Raw genomic sequence first — 15,711 nt, forward strand, 5'->3', positions numbered from 1 at the left:
TCGCATGTTCCCAATCTCAGACGACAATCCCCGCCTCGGCACGCCCATGGTCACCTGGTCGATCATTGCCGTGTGCGTGCTCGTCTTCTTCTGGCAGGTCTCGCTTGGCGCAAGAGGCGGCGAGATCGCGATTTTTCAGTTCGGCATGATCCCGGCGCGCCTGTTCGGGATGGCCGATCTCGATCCCGCGCTCGTCGCCGCGCCAGCTTGGTCGACGATGTTCACCTCCATGTTCATGCACGGCGGCTGGTTGCATCTTGGCTTCAACATGCTGTTCCTGTGGATCTTCGGCGACAATGTCGAGGACTCCATGGGGCACGTCCGCTACCTCGTCTTCTATCTTGCTTGCGGCGTCGCCGCGGCGCTGGCGCAAGCCCTGGTCAATCCCGATTCGACCATCCCCATGGTCGGCGCGAGCGGCGCCATCTCCGGCGTGCTCGGCGCCTATCTCCTACTGCACCCGCACGCCACGGTGCGCACGCTGATTTTCCTTGGGCTGTTCGTCACCATGATGCATCTGCCGGCCATGATCGTGCTGGGCCTGTGGTTTGTGCTGCAGCTGGTCAGCGCCGCCATAGCGAACTCCGGCGAAGCTGGCGTGGCCTTCTGGGCTCATGTCGGCGGGTTCGTCGCCGGCATGGCGCTGGTGCCGCTATTCAAGAAGAACAACGTGCCACTATTCCAGCCGCCCCTCTACCGGCCGTTCCAGATCGAGCGCCGGCGCGGGCCCTGGGGCTAAGCTAGCGCCGCACCCACTCCGACATCATCGGACAGCCGAGCGACTTCTCGAACGCCTCGACAAGCTCCTCTTGGTCCTCCGCGGCGATATAGAGACCGCCCGTTTCCTCGGCGAGACATCTGACATCGAGCGCGCTCTGCGCTCCCGTCCAGAAGGCCGTCATACGAAACCCGATGACGTGGACGGTCAGCTGTAGACCCTCCGCTTTCAGGATCTTGCCAAGGGCACATGGCGCACCGTCGCAGGTCTCCTCCCCGTCAGTCAGCAGGACAACGACGCCCGGTTCGGCCCTGAAGTCGAGCACCTCCGCCGCCTGCTGCACAGCCGCCGCCAAGGGAGTCTTGCCCGACGGATTTAACGTACTCACGTCGTTCAGGATGCGCTGCGCCGCGTTGGGCTCGGGCCGCAGTTTGAGCTCGACATTGCATTGCCGATACGAGCCTGGCCCATAGGTGATAAGCCCGATACGGCGAAAACGCATGACGCGCGGCAAAGCCTGAGCAAGGGCTTTCCGTACCTCGTCGATGCGGCGGATTTTCGCGCCGATACCTTCGGCCAAGCTGCCGGCCATGGAGCCCGACGCATCGAAAACGATCATGGCGTCCTCGGTGCACGGCGCCGCCGCCTGATCCGCGGCCATTGCGGCACCCGGTCCGGCGAGAAATGCGAGCAGCGCGAATGCGCCGCACCGCAGAGAGTATGCGAGCCTGTCCATGTCGCGACTCTGGCTAAGAATGCCGGATTCCATGGAGGATTTTTCTGACAGAGTCGAGCGTCGGCAGCCGTAGGCCTAGAATGCAGGCGCTTCCCACTCCGACATGATTGGGCAGCCGAGCGTCTTCTCGAAGGCCTGCGCAAGCTCCTCCTCGTCCTCGGCGGTAATGTAGAGGCCGCCGTTCTCCTCTGCGAGGCATTTGACCTCGAGCACGTTCTGCTCTCCGGTCCACAGGAAGTTCTTCATGCGAAAGCCAACGACGTGGACGGTAAGCTGGGCCGCCTCCGCATGCAGGCGCCTGCCGAACTCGCACGGCGCGCCGCCGCACGTCTCCTCCCCGTCGGTGAGCACGATGACGACACCGGGCTCGCTCCTGAAGTCGAGCACTTCCGCCGCCTGCCCCACGGCCTCCACCAACGGAGTCTTTCCGGCTGGGTTCAGCGCGTTGACGTCGTTCATGATCAGCTCGGCCGCGTTGGCCGTGGGCCTCAGATTGAGCTCGACGTTGCACTGCTGGTACGGCCCAGGCCCGTAGGTGATGAGGCCGACACGGCGCAGGCGCGTGGCCGTGGGCAACACCCTGGCAAGCGCCTTGCGCACTTCGTTGATGCGCGGAATCGTCGTGGCGATGCCCTGGTTCAGGTTGCCGGCCATCGATCCGGACGCATCGAAGACGATCATCGCGTCCTCGGTGCACGGCACCGGCTCCCCGTCTGCCGCGACCGCGGCCAAATGACCGAGGAGGAGCGCAAACAGGGCGCCCGCCGCCAACTTCGCCGAATGTGACAATGGGTCCACAAGCGGACACTACCTCAAAACTAGGGCTCGGTGCAGACGTTGCGCGCCGCCACCCCCTGAAACCGCTGGCGCGGTCTGACGGCATGGGCGAAGCTACCCTGTGGCGGACGCATCGTCGTCGAGGGCGAACCGGCGACGGGCGCCTAGGCTCGCCCCCGAGTCAAGGCGTCAGCTTCGGACGCGGAACGCCCAGATGATCAGCGCCACCCCCTCGATGAGCAGCAGAATGCCGAACACGAAGGGCACGGCGAGTGCCGCCGCCATCGGCGAGCCGAGCAAGATGAGGCCGATGATGAAGTTGATGACGCCGAAGATAAAAGAGCCGATGCCGCCGCCGGTAAAGCCGCCAATGATCGCGAACACGCCGATGACAAGCCCCAGCACGCCGAGCCAGACCACGAGCGCCGTCGGCAGCACGATGGCCGCGGTCAGCGGATGGTTCAGCACGATGAGGCCGGCGACGATGCCGAGAATGCCGATGAGGAGCGACCAGAACCACGGTACCGACCGGTCGACGAACACGCGCACCAACTCCAGCACGCCGACAAAGAGCCAGTAGAATCCGAGGAAGATGACGAACGCGACCAAGGTTTGCGCGGGCGACGTCAACAGCAGAATGCCGAAGATGATCGCCGCGATCCCTTCGAGCAGAAACACCCACCAAACGTCCGACTGGTCCTTATGCGCGGTAGCTGCAGCAGCCATGATGGTGACCTCCCTTTGCCGCCTCTGCTCAAGTGCCGGCGAGCGGGCGGCCGACTCGCCTGGCGACGCGCTACGGTTAAGGCGCGAACTATACCCCCTCTTATTGAGACGATTCTGCCAGTCCAGGCGGGAAATCCGGGTGGTAACCGCTGAGCCATTGAACTATTTAGGGGAAAAGTCCCCATGCCTGGCCTTGGACCTGGCCCAAGGCGGAGCAAGTCGATGCCGCGACCCGTCGTTCGCGTTCCCTCCTCAGTTTGGCGTGCCGCTGGCACGGCCGAGGGCGTGCGCGCCATCCCTGAGGAAACCGCGATCGCCTTCACCTTCAACACCGCCTCCTACGCGGTGATGATGGCGACGCCGCAGGATCTCGAGGATTTCGCCGTAGGTTTCGCCCTGACCGAGGGCGTCATCTCGTCCATCGACGTCATCGAAGGCATCGACGTGGTCGAGGAAGACGCCGGCATCGAGCTCCGCATCTGGCTGAAGGCCCCTGACGCCGTGGAGTTTCTGGGGCGGAGGCGCAAGCTCGCCGGCCCCACGGGATGTGGACTGTGCGGCGTGGAGAGCCTCGTCGAGGCGATGCGGCCGCCGCCCGACGTCGGCAAAGGTCGCGTGCTGACGGGGGACCAGATCATGACGGCGGTCGACTCCCTCTTCCCCAAACAAGACCTCAACCGCGAGACGCGCGCCGTACATGCGGCAGGTTTCTGGGACCCTGAGCGAAATCTGGTCGCAGTGCGCGAGGACGTTGGTCGCCACAATGCGCTCGACAAGCTCGCCGGCGCGTTGGCGCGAGATGGAGCCACCGCCGCGCAGGGTCTCATCGTGCTGACAAGCCGCGTCTCAATAGAGATGGTGCAGAAGTCGGCGGCGATCGGCGCTCCCATCATCGCCGCCGTGTCGGCGCCGACGGCGCTCGCGGTCCGCATGGCCGAAGCCTGCGGCATGACGCTCATCGCCATCGCCCGCAAGGATGGGTTCGAGGTATTCACCCATCCGCACCGCGTGAAGGGCAGGCTTGCGACCTCCGTCGCGTAACGGAGATGCGGTTGTCGCGATACGCCATCATCGAGGCCCCCTCGCCGCTTGGCTTGTGGCCGAGCGGCATCGAGCATGCACCCGAGGTGCTTCTCAAGCTGGGGCTCGCCCGTGCGCTGAACGCTCGACCCGATCGTCGCGTTGAGCCGCCCGAGTATGACCCGGTGCGCGACGCCGTTACGCAGATGCTCAATCCGCGCGGACTTGCCGAGTACTCCCCGCGGCTAGCAGACGCGGTCGGTGCCGTGCTCGACAAGGGAGAGTTTCCGGTCGTGCTGGGTGGCGATTGCAGCATTCTGCTCGGCTGCACGCTGGCATTGAGGCGGCGGGGCCGGTACGGCCTCCTCTTCCTCGATGGTCATGCCGACTTCTATCAACCAGAGGCCTCGCCGACCGGCGAGGCTGCGGACATGGATCTCGGCCTTGTCTCGGGGCGCGGCCCCGATGCGGTCGTCAACTTGGAGGGCCGCAAGCCTTATGCGCGCGACGAGGACATCGTCGTGTTCGGCCAGCGGGACGCGGCCATGACCTTCAAGCACGGCAGCCGCGATGTGCGCGCGACCGGCATGACGGTCCTGGACCTTATCGATGTGCGCAAGGCCGGCGCAAAGACCGCCGCTGCGGCGGCGGTCGCAAAGCTCACAGCTGTCGGCAGTCTGGGATTCTGGATTCATCTCGACGTCGACGTACTCGACGACGCGATCATGCCGGCCGTCGACTATCGCATGACCGACGGGCTCGATTTCGACGAATTGGTCGCCGTATTGCAGACTGCGACCGGAACCGGCCGCGCGGTTGGCCTCGACATCACCATCTTCAACCCGAACCTTGACCCCGACCGGACCGTGGCGCGCAGACTGGTTGATGCATTGAGGCAGGGATTGGCGGTCGAAGCGGCCTGACCGCGCTATCCAGTCAGGAATAGGTCACCCAGACATTGGGCTCTTCATAGGTTCCGGTCTGACGGTCGACATCGATCTTCACCGGGGCGATGGCGCCCTCTATCGCATAGGGTCCCGTTTCCTTGAACCGCTGCTTGGACCAGTTCTCCCAGAAGCCGATGGGCTCGTGCACCACCATCGACCGCTCGCAGGGGCCAATGAGCTTCCCGCCGACGGAGAGATGGCTCCGCAGCCACGGGTCGTAGACGCGGCCCGTCGGATCGGTCCAGGACAAGTACTCTGAGATCGGCACCCAAGGGTGCTTGACTTTCGCCGAAGGCCGCACCGGCGCGACCAAACCGCGCAGGTCTTTGGCCTCGGCGAGCTCGACCAGGGCCCGGATCATGAGCCGGGCGTAGCCTTTGGACCGATGCACCGCCGGCACCGAGATGGCGAGCGCCCCAAGCATATTCAGTCGAGCGCTTCTGGACCGCGCCGCCGTCTCGACCACCCAATCCCAACCTTCCGGAGGCAGATCGTCAGGACCCGAGCAGGCGAACGGTACCGAATTCGCAACGGCCACAGGATAGCCCGTGGTTTCGTCGACCAGGCAGAGCTGATAGTCCGGATATTCGTTCAGCAGGTCCTGGTAATACTCGTAGTGAGCCCTCGTATAATTGAGATAGCCGAGCTCGTTCCAGGCTGCCTGCTCGATCGAGCTTGCGGCCTTCTTAAGCTCTGGGCTCTCAGCCCGGGATCGTATGGCGAGGCTTGCCGCCATGTTGGGCTCGAAAATCCTGACCAGTATCGAGTCGACCGCACTTTCCAGGCGGCACGCCCCCGGGGGCGTTTACGCCGCCCGGGGCCCATAGTTAATAGAGGGTAAACGGGCGTTCCGCAATTCGTTAATCAGTCTACGGTATTTGGATATTCCGTAGCCTGATGATTATGCAGAGCCGGGGCGTGCCGACCGCGCCGGCAAAAAATAATGAGGAGACGCAAGACGTTCGCGGGAAGCTGCAAGAAGCACTTAACGCCTGGCAGCTACAAAAGGATCCTTGAAAACCCGTCCCCTCGAATGCGGTTCGCCGGTGTCCCTGTCCGACCGAGAAATCCCCTATCATGGCGACCTTCGCCGCCTGACCACCCTGATCGCGGCGGCCATTGCCTTCTTTGGTCTGGTCCTGTTGGCGATCATCGCCTATGTGGGCTGGACCGCGAACCAATCCGCGGTCGAGAGAGAACGCACCCTCCTCGAGAACGCTCTCAATCAAAGCATCGCCGGCGTGCTCAACGAGCAAAAGAGCGTGGCCTGGTGGGATGACGCAGTCATCAAGATCACCGACGAGGCCATGGACGACGAGTTCGTCGACGCCAATTTCGGTATCTTTCTCACCGAGACTTATGCCCACGACGAGGTCTACATCATCAACCCCAAGAGCAAGCCGCTTTACGCCTGGCGTGACGCGGAACGCGCGGACCCATCTGCCTTCGAGATGCGGCGTCCGGCCGTTGAGGCCGTTGTGGACGAAGCGCGCAAGGGAAAACATTCCCCGCTACTGCGGGCCCGCCCCGACTCGTTCAGCGCATCGCAGAGCAGCTACCGGCTGCTCGCCGGCGTTCTTGGTGTCGCCCGCTGGGCCGGACACATCGTGTCGGTCGACGGCCAACCCGCGGTGGTCGCCGCGCTGACGATCGCTCCCAATGTCCAGATGGACCTGCTTAAGGGCACACCCAATCTCCTGGTCAGCATCCGCTACATTGACGAGGAATTCGTCTCGGGGATTGGTCGTTCGCTGCTCCTTCCCGACCTGGCCCTGGGCCAGGAACCTGCCAAGGGCGCCGCGGTGGTTTCCCAGCCCTTCATCACCGACGACGGCGTGGAGGCCGGATTCCTGAGCTGGACGACCCGCCGGCCGGGTCAGGTGCTGCTGACCATCATTCTTCCGCTGGTCGCCTTTGGCGTTCTCGCCACCGGGATCTTGTCCAAGACCATGTTCGGCCGCCTCAAGCGAGCCTCGGCGGCGCTTGCCCAGCGCGAAGCGGATGCCCGGCATGAAGGCAAGCACGATGCGCTATCCAGCCTGCCAAACCGAGTCCATATGGTCGAGCGAATCGAGCAGTTCCTGAACAGCTACATTGCCCGCCGCAGCGGGCAGCGGGCGGTTGCCGCCTATATCGACATCGACCGCTTCAAGGACGTCAACGACACCCTGGGACATGAGGCAGGCGACCAGTTGATCAAGGCCGTCGCCCAGCGCCTCAACCAGAGGCTCAGACCTTACGACTTCCTCGCCCGCTTCGGCGGTGACGAATTCGTCATCCTTTGCGCGCCCGCCGGACCCGACGCCAGCATGGCTCTCGTCGAGCGCATCGAGCAGACCTTCGCCTCGCCCTTCATGATCAAGGGCCAATCCATTCGCGTGACCGCCTCCATGGGGCTCGCCACGGCCCCGGACAACGGCGCGACGGCCGACGAATTGATGCGTCATGCCGATATCGCGCTTTATCAGGCCAAAGCCCAAGGCCGCGACCGCGCGGTGTCCTTCAGCACCAAGATGGCCGAGGACGTCGAGCACCGGCGCTCGGTCGAACTGGACCTACAGGCGGCGATCGAGAACCAGGAGCTCGACCTGCACTACCAGCCGGTTATTTCATGCCTCACCGGCGGAATCGTCGGCGTGGAAGCCCTGCTGCGCTGGCACCATCCCCTTTACGGCAGCATGCCCCCCGCGGAGTTCATTCCCGTCGCCGAGAACGCCGGTCTTCTGCCGGCTATCGGCGAATGGGTGCTCAACCGCGCCATGGCCGATGCGAAGCTGTGGCCCCACCTTGAGATCGCGGTAAACCTGTCGCCGGTCCAGTTCCGCCACGTCGACCTCGAGACGGTGCTGCGCCAGCTCATCGTCAAGCACGCCGTCGAACCGGGCCGCTTCGTGCTGGAGATTACCGAGGGCGTCCTCCTGGAATCGACCGACCGCGTGAGCCGGGTGCTCGGCGCCATTCACGACATGGGTTTCAAGACCGCACTTGATGACTTCGGTACCGGCTATTCCAGTTTGTCGTATCTGTGCAATTTCCAATTCGACAAGATCAAGATCGACCGCTCGTTCATCAGCAGTATCGCCAAGGTCGATTCGACCAGGACCATCATCAAGTCCGTGGTGACACTCGGCCGCGGGCTTGGCATGGACATCGTTGCCGAAGGCATCGAGACCGAATACGAGGCCGTGATGATGGCCCGGTTCGGGTGCACGGAGCTGCAGGGTTTCTACTTTTCGCGGCCGGTGCCCGCCGCCCAGATGGTCGAGCTCCTCAAGACCTTCGAACCGAAGCCTCCGCTGGCCGGCGAGGCGCCCGTTAGCACAGCCGCCGGGGACGGCACGGTCGCCTGAGCCTGCCAGAGTCTCGCCCACGGGGCTTGCCTTTGGCCGCCGCCTCCGCAAAAACCTAAGACCACGACTTGGCGAGGTGCCGCCGTGCCCGCAGATAAGACGCAGCAATCTTCCGCGCGCCCGCCCTCGGGCAACGCCGACTACCAATGGGCGGCGTTCGATTCCGAGGCCTATTTTCAGCATTACTATGGCGAGCCGCATCCGGATGACGACCGCGTCATTCGCTGTGCCGTGGAGACGATAAAGGGCGCGCCTCCCGCCGGCGCCGAACTCGATATCGTCGACGTGGGCACCGGCCCCAACCTCATCCCGCTTTTCTGCGCGTTGCCGCGCGCTGCGCGGATCACGGCGTGGGAATATGCGCAGAGCAACGTCGACTGGCTCAAGGCAGACCTGGTCCGCGCGGATATGCGCCCGCAATGGCGGCATTTCTGGGCCGTCACCCGCACCGCCTATGGTCCAGATTGGGATCTGCCCGAGGACCCGATCCCTGCCTTGCAGGCCAAGGCAACGATCCGGCAGGGCTCGATCTTCGATCTCCCGGCGCGCCGATGGGACGCCGCCACCATGTTCTTCTGCGCGGAGTCGATCACCGAGCGGCCGGATGAGTTTGAGGCAGCTTGCGCAACCTTTGCCCGCTGCGTAAAGCAAGGCGGCGCTCTGATCGCGGCTTTTCTCGTGCGCTCCGCGGGTTACGTCGTGGCGGAGCGGTCCTTTCCAGTCCTCAGCCTGTCGCCGGACTCGATCGAGACCGTCTTTGCCGCCCATGCGAGCGGCATCAAGGCTGAGAAGATCGGAATCGTCGAGCGCGAAATCCGCAGCGGCTATTCCGGCTTCATCTTTCTGACCGGTACGGCCCGGTGACTTTCGCCGCGGGCGGGCCCCGGTCTGCCATAATGCCGACCTAAGGTGGCCCATCAGGAAGGAGGGAGCGTTGCGCCCATGAAAGTCCTATTTGCACCCCTTATCGTCGCCTTCATCGCCGTCGGCGGGATCGTTGCCGGCCCATCAGCGGGGCATGCCGCCTCGGCGGAGGAGATCAACAGGGATGCCAACGAAACTTTGCAAAGCTTTGTGCGCCAGTTCGGCGGGGCGCGCGAGCTCGCTCAAAAGGCGGCCGGGATCCTCGTCTTTCCCTCGGTCGTGAAGGCCGGCATCGGCATCGGCGGAGAGTATGGCGAAGGCATCCTGCTGACGCACAAACAAATCGCCGGATACTACAACCTGATATCCGCCTCGTTCGGCTTCCAGCTTGGTGTGCAGGAACGGTCGGTCATCATCATGTTCATGACCCAGGAGGCCCTCGATGCCTTCTACCGCCGGGCTGGCTGGAAGGTCGGCGTCGACGGCTCCGTGGCAATCATCACCCTGGGGGTCGGCGGCTCCATCGACACCGACAAGGCGACTCAGCCGGTCATCGGCTTCATCCTCGATCAGGCGGGACTGATGTACAATTTGACCCTCGAGGGATCGAAGATCAGCCGCATCGAGCGCTGAAGCGGGCGACGCCTATACTTCCCGGAACGTCCGCGCGATCTGATCGTACAGGGGCTTCATCAGGAAGGTGATCACGGTGCGCGGCTTGGTCTCCATGAAGACTTCGACGGGCATGCCGGGCACGAGCTTCAGATCGCCAAGCTTGGGCAACTCCGCTTCGTCGATGGCCACGCGAACCGTGTAGAATTGAGCGCCGCTTTGCTCGTCCTTAGAGAGATCGGCGCCAATGCGGCTTACCGTGCCGGGAATTTCCGGCGTCGTTTGCGAGCTGAACGCCGAGAAATGCAACATGGCGTGCTGGCCCGGCCGAAGCTGGTCGATATCGGTGGGTGAGACCCGCGCCTCGACCATCAACCGGTCCGCCTCGGGCACGATGAGCATGATGGGCTCGCCCGGCGATACGACGCCGCCGATCGTATGGACTTCGAGCTTATGCACGATGCCATTTTGCGGCGAGCGGATATCGATACGCTTTAGCATATCCTCAGCCGCCACCTTCCGCTCGCTGAGCTCGGAGAGCTTGGCCCGGTCTTCGGAAATTTCCTGCGCCACTTCGCTGCGCATGTCCCCGTCGACCTGGATAATCTGAAGCTCTACCTCGGCGATCTTGCCCTTGGCTTGGGCGATCGCCGCGATAAGCTGCCCGCGTTCCCCGGTTAGGCGGGCCGCATCACGCTCGAGCGCGGTCAGCCTGGTGATTTGCACGAGATTCTTTTCCCATAGCTCCCGCACACCCTCGAGCTCCTTTTCGAGAAGCTTGATTTCGTTCTCCTTCGCCTCGGATTGCTGGGTGAGGCCCTCGATTTCCTTGTGCAGCTGTAGGATGCGCTCGCGAAGCTGCGCCTTCTGACCTTCCCGCGCGCTTCGCCGCAGTTCGAATAGCTTCTCCTCTCCAGCGAGCAGCTTGGCTACGACCGGATCGTCCTTGCGTGACAGCAACTCTTCGGGAAATACCAGCGTGTCGGCGCCGACCTTCTCCGCCTCGAGGCGCACTTCGCGCGCCATCAGCTCATCGATCGATTTGAGGACGATCCCGAGATTGGCCTGAGTCTGGGTGGCATCGAGCCTCAAGAGCACGTCGCCTTCCTTGACGTGGTCGCCCTCTCGCACCAGAAGCTCGCCGACGACCCCTCCCGTTGGGTGCTGAACCTTCTTGACGCTAGACTCGACCACGAGCAGGCCGGACGCGATGACCGCTCCGGAAATCGTCGTCGTCGCCGCCCAGGTACCGATGCCGCCCGCAAGAAGCGCCGCGACGGCGAAACCGACCAGCATGTGACGCCTGAGGGACGGATGTGCGGCCCCGGCCGGCTCGCCGGCGCCGGGTCCCTTGATGAAGCGACTGAGATCGAGACCAAACCACTTGCCGACGGGCTCGGTGCTCTTGGTCGCAACGGACTTCTTGCCGGTGATGAGCTTTTTATCAGACATGGGATGACTTTCCTTCTTATTCGGCTGCCTTGACCGGCGCAGGGCGTACCAGTCCGCGCAGCACTTCTTCCTTCGGGCCGAACCGCTGCTGCCGCCCATTCATCAGCACGACCACGAGATCGGCGGCGGCAAGCGCGCTCGGCCTATGCGCGATGACCACGACGATACCGCCCCGATTGCGCACGCTCATGATGGCGCCGGCCAATGCCCGGTCGCCTTCCTCGTCAAGGTTGGAATTCGGTTCGTCGAGCACCACGAGGAACGGCTCGCCATAAAGCGCCCGTGCGAGCGCGACGCGCTGGCGCTGCCCGGCCGACAAGGTCACCCCGCCCTCGCCGATCTGCGTCTCGTAGCCCTCGGACAGGTCGAGGATCAAGTCGTGCACGCCGGCCGCCTTCGCTGCCCTCAGGATCGCATCCGGATCGGGATTGTGCTCGAAGCGGGAAATATTCTCGGCCACTGTCCCGTCGAACAGTTCCACGCTCTGCGGCAGATAGCCGATATGCCGGCCAAGGATTTCCGACGACCACTGATCGAGGCTCGCGCCGTCGAGGCAGATCCTGCCCCGCACGGGCTGCCAGACGCCGACCAGCATGCGCGCCAGGGATGACTTGCCGGACGCGCTCGGCCCGATCACACCGAGCGCATTCCCCGCCTTCAAGGTGAACGCCACCTCTTGGAGCACGATACGGCGATCGCCAGGTGGCACCGCTGTGGCATGATCGACGACAAGCGCCTGCTGGGGCTTCGGGCGTTCGAGCGGCGTGCCGGTCGGCGGAATGAGCTCGAGCGTCTCAGTCAGGCGGGTGCGCGCTTGCCGCGCCGCCACGAAGCTCTTCCAGTTGGCGATGGCGAGTTCGACCGGCGCGAGGGCGCGCGACACGAGAATTGAACTCGCAATAATGATGCCCGGGGTTGCGTCCTGCATGATCACAAGATAGGCGCCGATGCCAAGCACGATCGATTGCAGGAGAAGGCGCACGCCGCGGGACAAGGTGCCGAGGCCGCCGGCAACGTCCGACGCGCGGCGATTGTTTTGCATGTAGTGGGTATTGGTCGAGGTCCAGCGCTCGGCGAGCCGCCCGCCCATTCCCATGGCGTGAACGACCTCGGCGTTCCGCCGGCTCGCCTCGAGCAAGGCGTTGCGCTTGGAGCCGAGCTCGGACGCCGTCTTGGTCGGCGCCCGCGTCATAAACTCGGCCGACAGCGTGACGATGAACAGAATTACCCCGCCGATGATCGCGGCGACGCCGATTAGCGGGTCAAACAGGAAACAAATGCCGAGATAGAAGGGGATCCAAGGCAGATCGAACAGAGCGGCCGGCCCGTTGCCCGAAAGGAACGAACGGATCTGATCGAGATCGCGCACCGGCTGCATGCCGTCGCCATGACCGCGCGACAGGAGGGGCAGCCGCGACACCAGCGAATAGACGCGCGTGGACAAGGCCTCGTCCAGGGAGGCGCCGATGCGTACCAGCACGCGGGCGCGAATGCCTTCTAGCAACGCCTGAAAGAGATAGAGGGCCGCGGTCAACACGAGGAAGCCGATTAGAGTCGGAATGCTGCGGCTCGGCAGGACCCGGTCGTAGATTTGCAGCATGAACAACGGGCCGGTGAGCATCAGCACGTTAATGAAGGCGCTGAACACGCCGACGCTGACAAAGGCGCTGCGGCAGCGGGCCAGGGCCGTGGCCAGCTCGGACCGCGCTTCGCCGGCCATGCCGCGATTTGAGGCTTGGCTCATCTTGTGCGCGCAGGCTCCCTGTTGTGCACTACGACCGTATCCTCAGATCCATAGATCATAGTGCGAGTCCAGAAAGGCGCGATACTTTGCGGCCCGCCACCGTCGAGAAGGCAGCCCAGCAAAGTCTGGCCGGTAAAATCCTGATTTCAAGCCAATTTATAGTCATGGCCACGTTTAGGAAAGGGAAATCTTAGCGCGGATTTCTTGACGAATTCTACCGTACCAAGACGAGGCCCATGCATTTACCTGGAAGCCCGGCATCTTTGATCGGCTAAATGTGGTCGGGAGGCTCGAGGATCAAGTCTCTCACAACAAAGATGGCGTCGCTGAAGGCAAAGAGGCCCCCCGGAAGCTCCCTGATCGATGATCACTGCGGGACATAGATGCCGTTGGCCCGGCAATAGTCTCTGACCGCGCCCTGCTCCTCCTCGGTGGTGGCGACCCTGATGGGCAGGAACTCCGTAGCACCCCGTTGCGGCTTGGCGAACATCCCCACGAACCTCTTGCCGTTGACGAAGCCGCAGACCAGCGTCTCGCGATCCGGACCGATGCCGGCTTTGTAACTGTCGCCGAACTTCGCGGATGCAGGATCCTTGAGGCTCTTGGCCACGCTGCTCTGGACCTGCTTCACCTGGGCAGAGGTCAGGCTCGTGGGACGGATCGGACCCTGGAAGGCGAGGTCCGGGGCGGCGCGCTCGGCCGCGCGTTGCATCCCGACTCCGCATCCGCCGATGACAAGAACCGCGCAAACCGAAACCCACCCCCGCCCCCGCATCGCAAGCTACCCCGCCGGGTTGCCAGCGCCTGACCGGACTGGCACAACAAGAACCCCTGCGATCTCAAGGTTCCCCACCGGGGGGCGTATGCGCGCTGCAAAGATCATGGCGCTGGGTATAGTGGCATTTGCGGTCTTCGCGCACCAGCCCGCCATGGCCGATTGCGAGATCATTTCGGCGACCCATAGCGCCGACACCAAGGGAGAGGCGCTGCTCATGTCGCGGGCGCTTGCGGCGAAGAGCGCAAGCGAGCTTCGGCGGACCAAGGGCTGGCGCCGCTTCGCCATGAGCCCGCAAAAGGTCGAGCCCGATCCGTTCTGGAAGAAGGTGCGCCCCGTCGTGCCCGAGAGCGTGATCTACGGCACCTTTGTCACAGCGAAGACCTACACGACGTGCTGGTCGGGTGTGCGGGTGCCCTATGTCTGCACGTCCGGCGCCAAGGTCTGCGGCAACTAGCTAGTCGGTAGCCGCGGGCTGCCGCGCGTCCCGGCGCGGGGCGGCCGCATCGCTCTTACCGGCCTCGTCCGCGGGCGCGAGCCGGAAGCCGGACAGGGCCGACTTCGGCAGCTCGACGGCGCAGCCCGCAGCGGAGAGTGCGAGGAGACAAACCAGGGCGGCTGAGGCGATTCTCTTCATGCGCAGTGGCTTCCTTATTGGAAGAGAATCACAACGAAACGCGGCCAAAATTTGAAACAGCACCCACGCGCCCTTCCACTATCGCGCGTCCGGGCTCTAGCCGGCCCGGCGTGTCCGGATGAACCACAGGATCGCGAGGAAGATCAGCGAGCCGACAAAGGCCGCGAGAACATCCCTGAGCGACACTGAAATCGTCTCAAGCCCCGGGGCGATGTTGAAGGCCCCGAAGATCGCGCCTCCGATTAAGGCGCCGACCAAGCCGACACCAAGGCTGGTCCAGCGGCCAAGACCCTCCCACTTGGCGGTCACCAACAATCCCGCCAGAGATCCGGCAGCCACACAACAATCTGGCTCAACGAAAGTGTCATGGCACGTCCCTCCCCAAAGCCATCAGGCAGGGGATAATACTACAATCGCGACCGGTGTACGCGGGAGGCTGGAAGATCGCGCATTTTCGGCCGGGCAGTGCGGTCTAGAGGGACAGGATAATGGTAGCGGAGGAGGGACTCGAACCCCCGACACGCGGATTATGATGACGCCGCCTGCTTAAGTTACTGATTAATTGACAATTTAGCTGGCTGGTTTTCAAGCGATTTGTTGTTTGGATCAAGCTTCTCTTGGCAAACCGGATCACGACGAAGCCGACCTAGGGCCGTAAGGCTAAAACTCACAGAGGCGAGAGCTCCTGACAGTAATGAGATATTGAGTGACAAAGCTTGCCGGGAGCCCCTCACAAAAATCCCAAATGGAGCGTCCTGACGCAGTTGGTGGCACTGTGGAGCGGTGAGATCCCGCTCAGCCAAGCATTTTGGGAATATGCTGTCGTCTACGGCACGATCGTAAACATTGTGGCCACCGCCGCCGCTATTGCAGCCGTCGCCGCCGGCCTACCCGATGCGGTTGGTATTGGCCTCTTTCTCATCCCTATCCCCTACATATTGACTGCTGTGGTCGGCGTGGTTCGCAGCGCGAACAGATATTCAGGGCCGCCCATGTGGGCGGGCTTAGCCAAAATAGCCGTGGTCGTTTGGGGTGCCGTCATGACCTTCATCTGACGAGGGCGATCTAACGCGTCAAAAAGCGGGTTCGCGAAGTGCTTATAGCGGCGCCATAGGTCCCCTCATTGGTCTGGCTTGTTTCGGGGCGTGCGGCGAGGGTATTCTTGGCCGAGAAGCAGGGATGTGATTCGAAGAGGGGGAAAGCTATGGACACGAACAGAGTGCTCATCATCGCCGCCGCGATTGTCGTTGCGCTGATCATAGCCTGGTATTTGCTACCAGCCTCGACTCCCACAGAGGAGCCCACGGCTACACCGCCAGCCACGGCGCCGCAGCAGCCGCAATAGCAGCGTTT

At 63.4% G+C, this 15,711-nt stretch carries 17 protein-coding genes; 8 read left to right on the forward strand and 9 right to left on the reverse strand.

The window, feature by feature from the left end:
- Positions 1–4: 4 nt before the first annotated feature.
- Complete coding sequence (locus tag ACRECX_RS07470) at positions 5–739, forward strand: rhomboid family intramembrane serine protease (RefSeq protein WP_431558199.1); 735 nt, start codon at positions 5–7, stop codon at positions 737–739.
- Between the two features lies 1 nt (position 740).
- Here ACRECX_RS07470 and ACRECX_RS07475 read toward each other — a convergent pair whose 3' ends face one another.
- From ACRECX_RS07475 to ACRECX_RS07485, 3 genes are all read right to left on the reverse strand, one after another.
- The gene (locus ACRECX_RS07475; RefSeq protein WP_431558200.1) at positions 741–1,454 is read right to left on the reverse strand and encodes a vWA domain-containing protein; all 714 of its coding nucleotides are present in this window, start codon (positions 1,452–1,454) and stop codon (positions 741–743) included.
- 75 nt (positions 1,455–1,529) lie between these two features.
- The gene (locus ACRECX_RS07480; protein ID WP_431558201.1) at positions 1,530–2,252 is read right to left on the reverse strand and encodes a vWA domain-containing protein; all 723 of its coding nucleotides are present in this window, start codon (positions 2,250–2,252) and stop codon (positions 1,530–1,532) included.
- Between the two features lie 168 nt (positions 2,253–2,420).
- Entirely contained in the window at positions 2,421–2,957 is a 537-nt protein-coding gene (locus ACRECX_RS07485) for an HdeD family acid-resistance protein (protein ID WP_431558202.1), read from the reverse strand.
- A gap of 222 nt (positions 2,958–3,179) precedes the next feature.
- On the opposite strand from ACRECX_RS07485, the gene fdhD reads away from it, so the two are divergent.
- Complete coding sequence (gene fdhD / locus ACRECX_RS07490) at positions 3,180–3,998, forward strand: formate dehydrogenase accessory sulfurtransferase FdhD (protein ID WP_431558203.1); 819 nt, start codon at positions 3,180–3,182, stop codon at positions 3,996–3,998.
- A gap of 11 nt (positions 3,999–4,009) precedes the next feature.
- On the forward strand, positions 4,010–4,900 hold the full coding sequence (locus tag ACRECX_RS07495; RefSeq protein WP_431558204.1) for an arginase family protein: 891 nt from the start codon (positions 4,010–4,012) through the stop codon (positions 4,898–4,900).
- Positions 4,901–4,913: 13 nt separating this feature from the next.
- Here the strand turns inward: ACRECX_RS07495 and ACRECX_RS07500 are convergent, their stop codons facing one another.
- Positions 4,914–5,660, reverse strand: a complete 747-nt coding sequence (locus tag ACRECX_RS07500; protein WP_431558205.1) for a transferase — start codon at positions 5,658–5,660, stop codon at positions 4,914–4,916.
- Positions 5,661–5,937: 277 nt separating this feature from the next.
- Here ACRECX_RS07500 and ACRECX_RS07505 point away from each other — a divergent pair, with 277 nt between their 5' ends.
- The 3 genes from ACRECX_RS07505 (at position 5,938) to ACRECX_RS07515 (ending at position 9,771) form a co-directional block, all read left to right on the forward strand.
- Positions 5,938–8,274 (forward strand): putative bifunctional diguanylate cyclase/phosphodiesterase, encoded by a 2,337-nt coding sequence (locus ACRECX_RS07505; RefSeq protein ID WP_431558206.1) that lies wholly within the window; start codon positions 5,938–5,940, stop codon positions 8,272–8,274.
- Positions 8,275–8,358: 84 nt separating this feature from the next.
- Entirely contained in the window at positions 8,359–9,138 is a 780-nt protein-coding gene (locus tag ACRECX_RS07510) for a hypothetical protein (RefSeq protein ID WP_431558207.1), read from the forward strand.
- A 78-nt stretch (positions 9,139–9,216) separates the two neighbouring features.
- Positions 9,217–9,771, forward strand: a complete 555-nt coding sequence (locus ACRECX_RS07515; protein ID WP_431558208.1) for a BPSL1445 family SYLF domain-containing lipoprotein — start codon at positions 9,217–9,219, stop codon at positions 9,769–9,771.
- Positions 9,772–9,783: 12 nt separating this feature from the next.
- Here ACRECX_RS07515 and ACRECX_RS07520 read toward each other — a convergent pair whose 3' ends face one another.
- The 3 genes from ACRECX_RS07520 to ACRECX_RS07530 form a co-directional block, all read right to left on the reverse strand.
- Complete coding sequence (locus ACRECX_RS07520; protein WP_431558270.1) at positions 9,784–11,046, reverse strand: HlyD family type I secretion periplasmic adaptor subunit; 1,263 nt, start codon at positions 11,044–11,046, stop codon at positions 9,784–9,786.
- A 172-nt stretch (positions 11,047–11,218) separates the two neighbouring features.
- Positions 11,219–12,946 (reverse strand): type I secretion system permease/ATPase, encoded by a 1,728-nt coding sequence (locus ACRECX_RS07525; protein WP_431558209.1) that lies wholly within the window; start codon positions 12,944–12,946, stop codon positions 11,219–11,221.
- A gap of 367 nt (positions 12,947–13,313) precedes the next feature.
- Positions 13,314–13,658 (reverse strand): hypothetical protein, encoded by a 345-nt coding sequence (locus ACRECX_RS07530; RefSeq protein ID WP_431558210.1) that lies wholly within the window; start codon positions 13,656–13,658, stop codon positions 13,314–13,316.
- Positions 13,659–13,809: 151 nt separating this feature from the next.
- Between ACRECX_RS07530 and ACRECX_RS07535 the strand changes: the two genes are divergently transcribed.
- A complete protein-coding gene (locus tag ACRECX_RS07535) occupies positions 13,810–14,178 on the forward strand; it encodes a hypothetical protein (RefSeq protein WP_431558211.1) in 369 nt (122 codons plus the stop codon).
- Here ACRECX_RS07535 and ACRECX_RS07540 read toward each other — a convergent pair whose 3' ends face one another.
- Complete coding sequence (locus ACRECX_RS07540) at positions 14,179–14,358, reverse strand: hypothetical protein (RefSeq protein WP_431558212.1); 180 nt, start codon at positions 14,356–14,358, stop codon at positions 14,179–14,181.
- A gap of 96 nt (positions 14,359–14,454) precedes the next feature.
- Positions 14,455–14,667 carry a GlsB/YeaQ/YmgE family stress response membrane protein gene (locus tag ACRECX_RS07545; RefSeq protein ID WP_431558213.1) on the reverse strand — a complete coding sequence of 71 codons (213 nt, stop codon included), beginning with the start codon at positions 14,665–14,667 and terminating at the stop codon, positions 14,455–14,457.
- A 455-nt stretch (positions 14,668–15,122) separates the two neighbouring features.
- On the opposite strand from ACRECX_RS07545, the gene ACRECX_RS07550 reads away from it, so the two are divergent.
- Complete coding sequence (locus tag ACRECX_RS07550) at positions 15,123–15,413, forward strand: hypothetical protein (RefSeq protein ID WP_431558214.1); 291 nt, start codon at positions 15,123–15,125, stop codon at positions 15,411–15,413.
- Positions 15,414–15,711 lie beyond the last annotated feature (298 nt).

Origin of the sequence: Methyloceanibacter sp. (assembly GCF_050726195.1) — a bacterium.
Taxonomy (GTDB): Bacteria; Pseudomonadota; Alphaproteobacteria; order Rhizobiales; family Methyloligellaceae; genus Methyloceanibacter.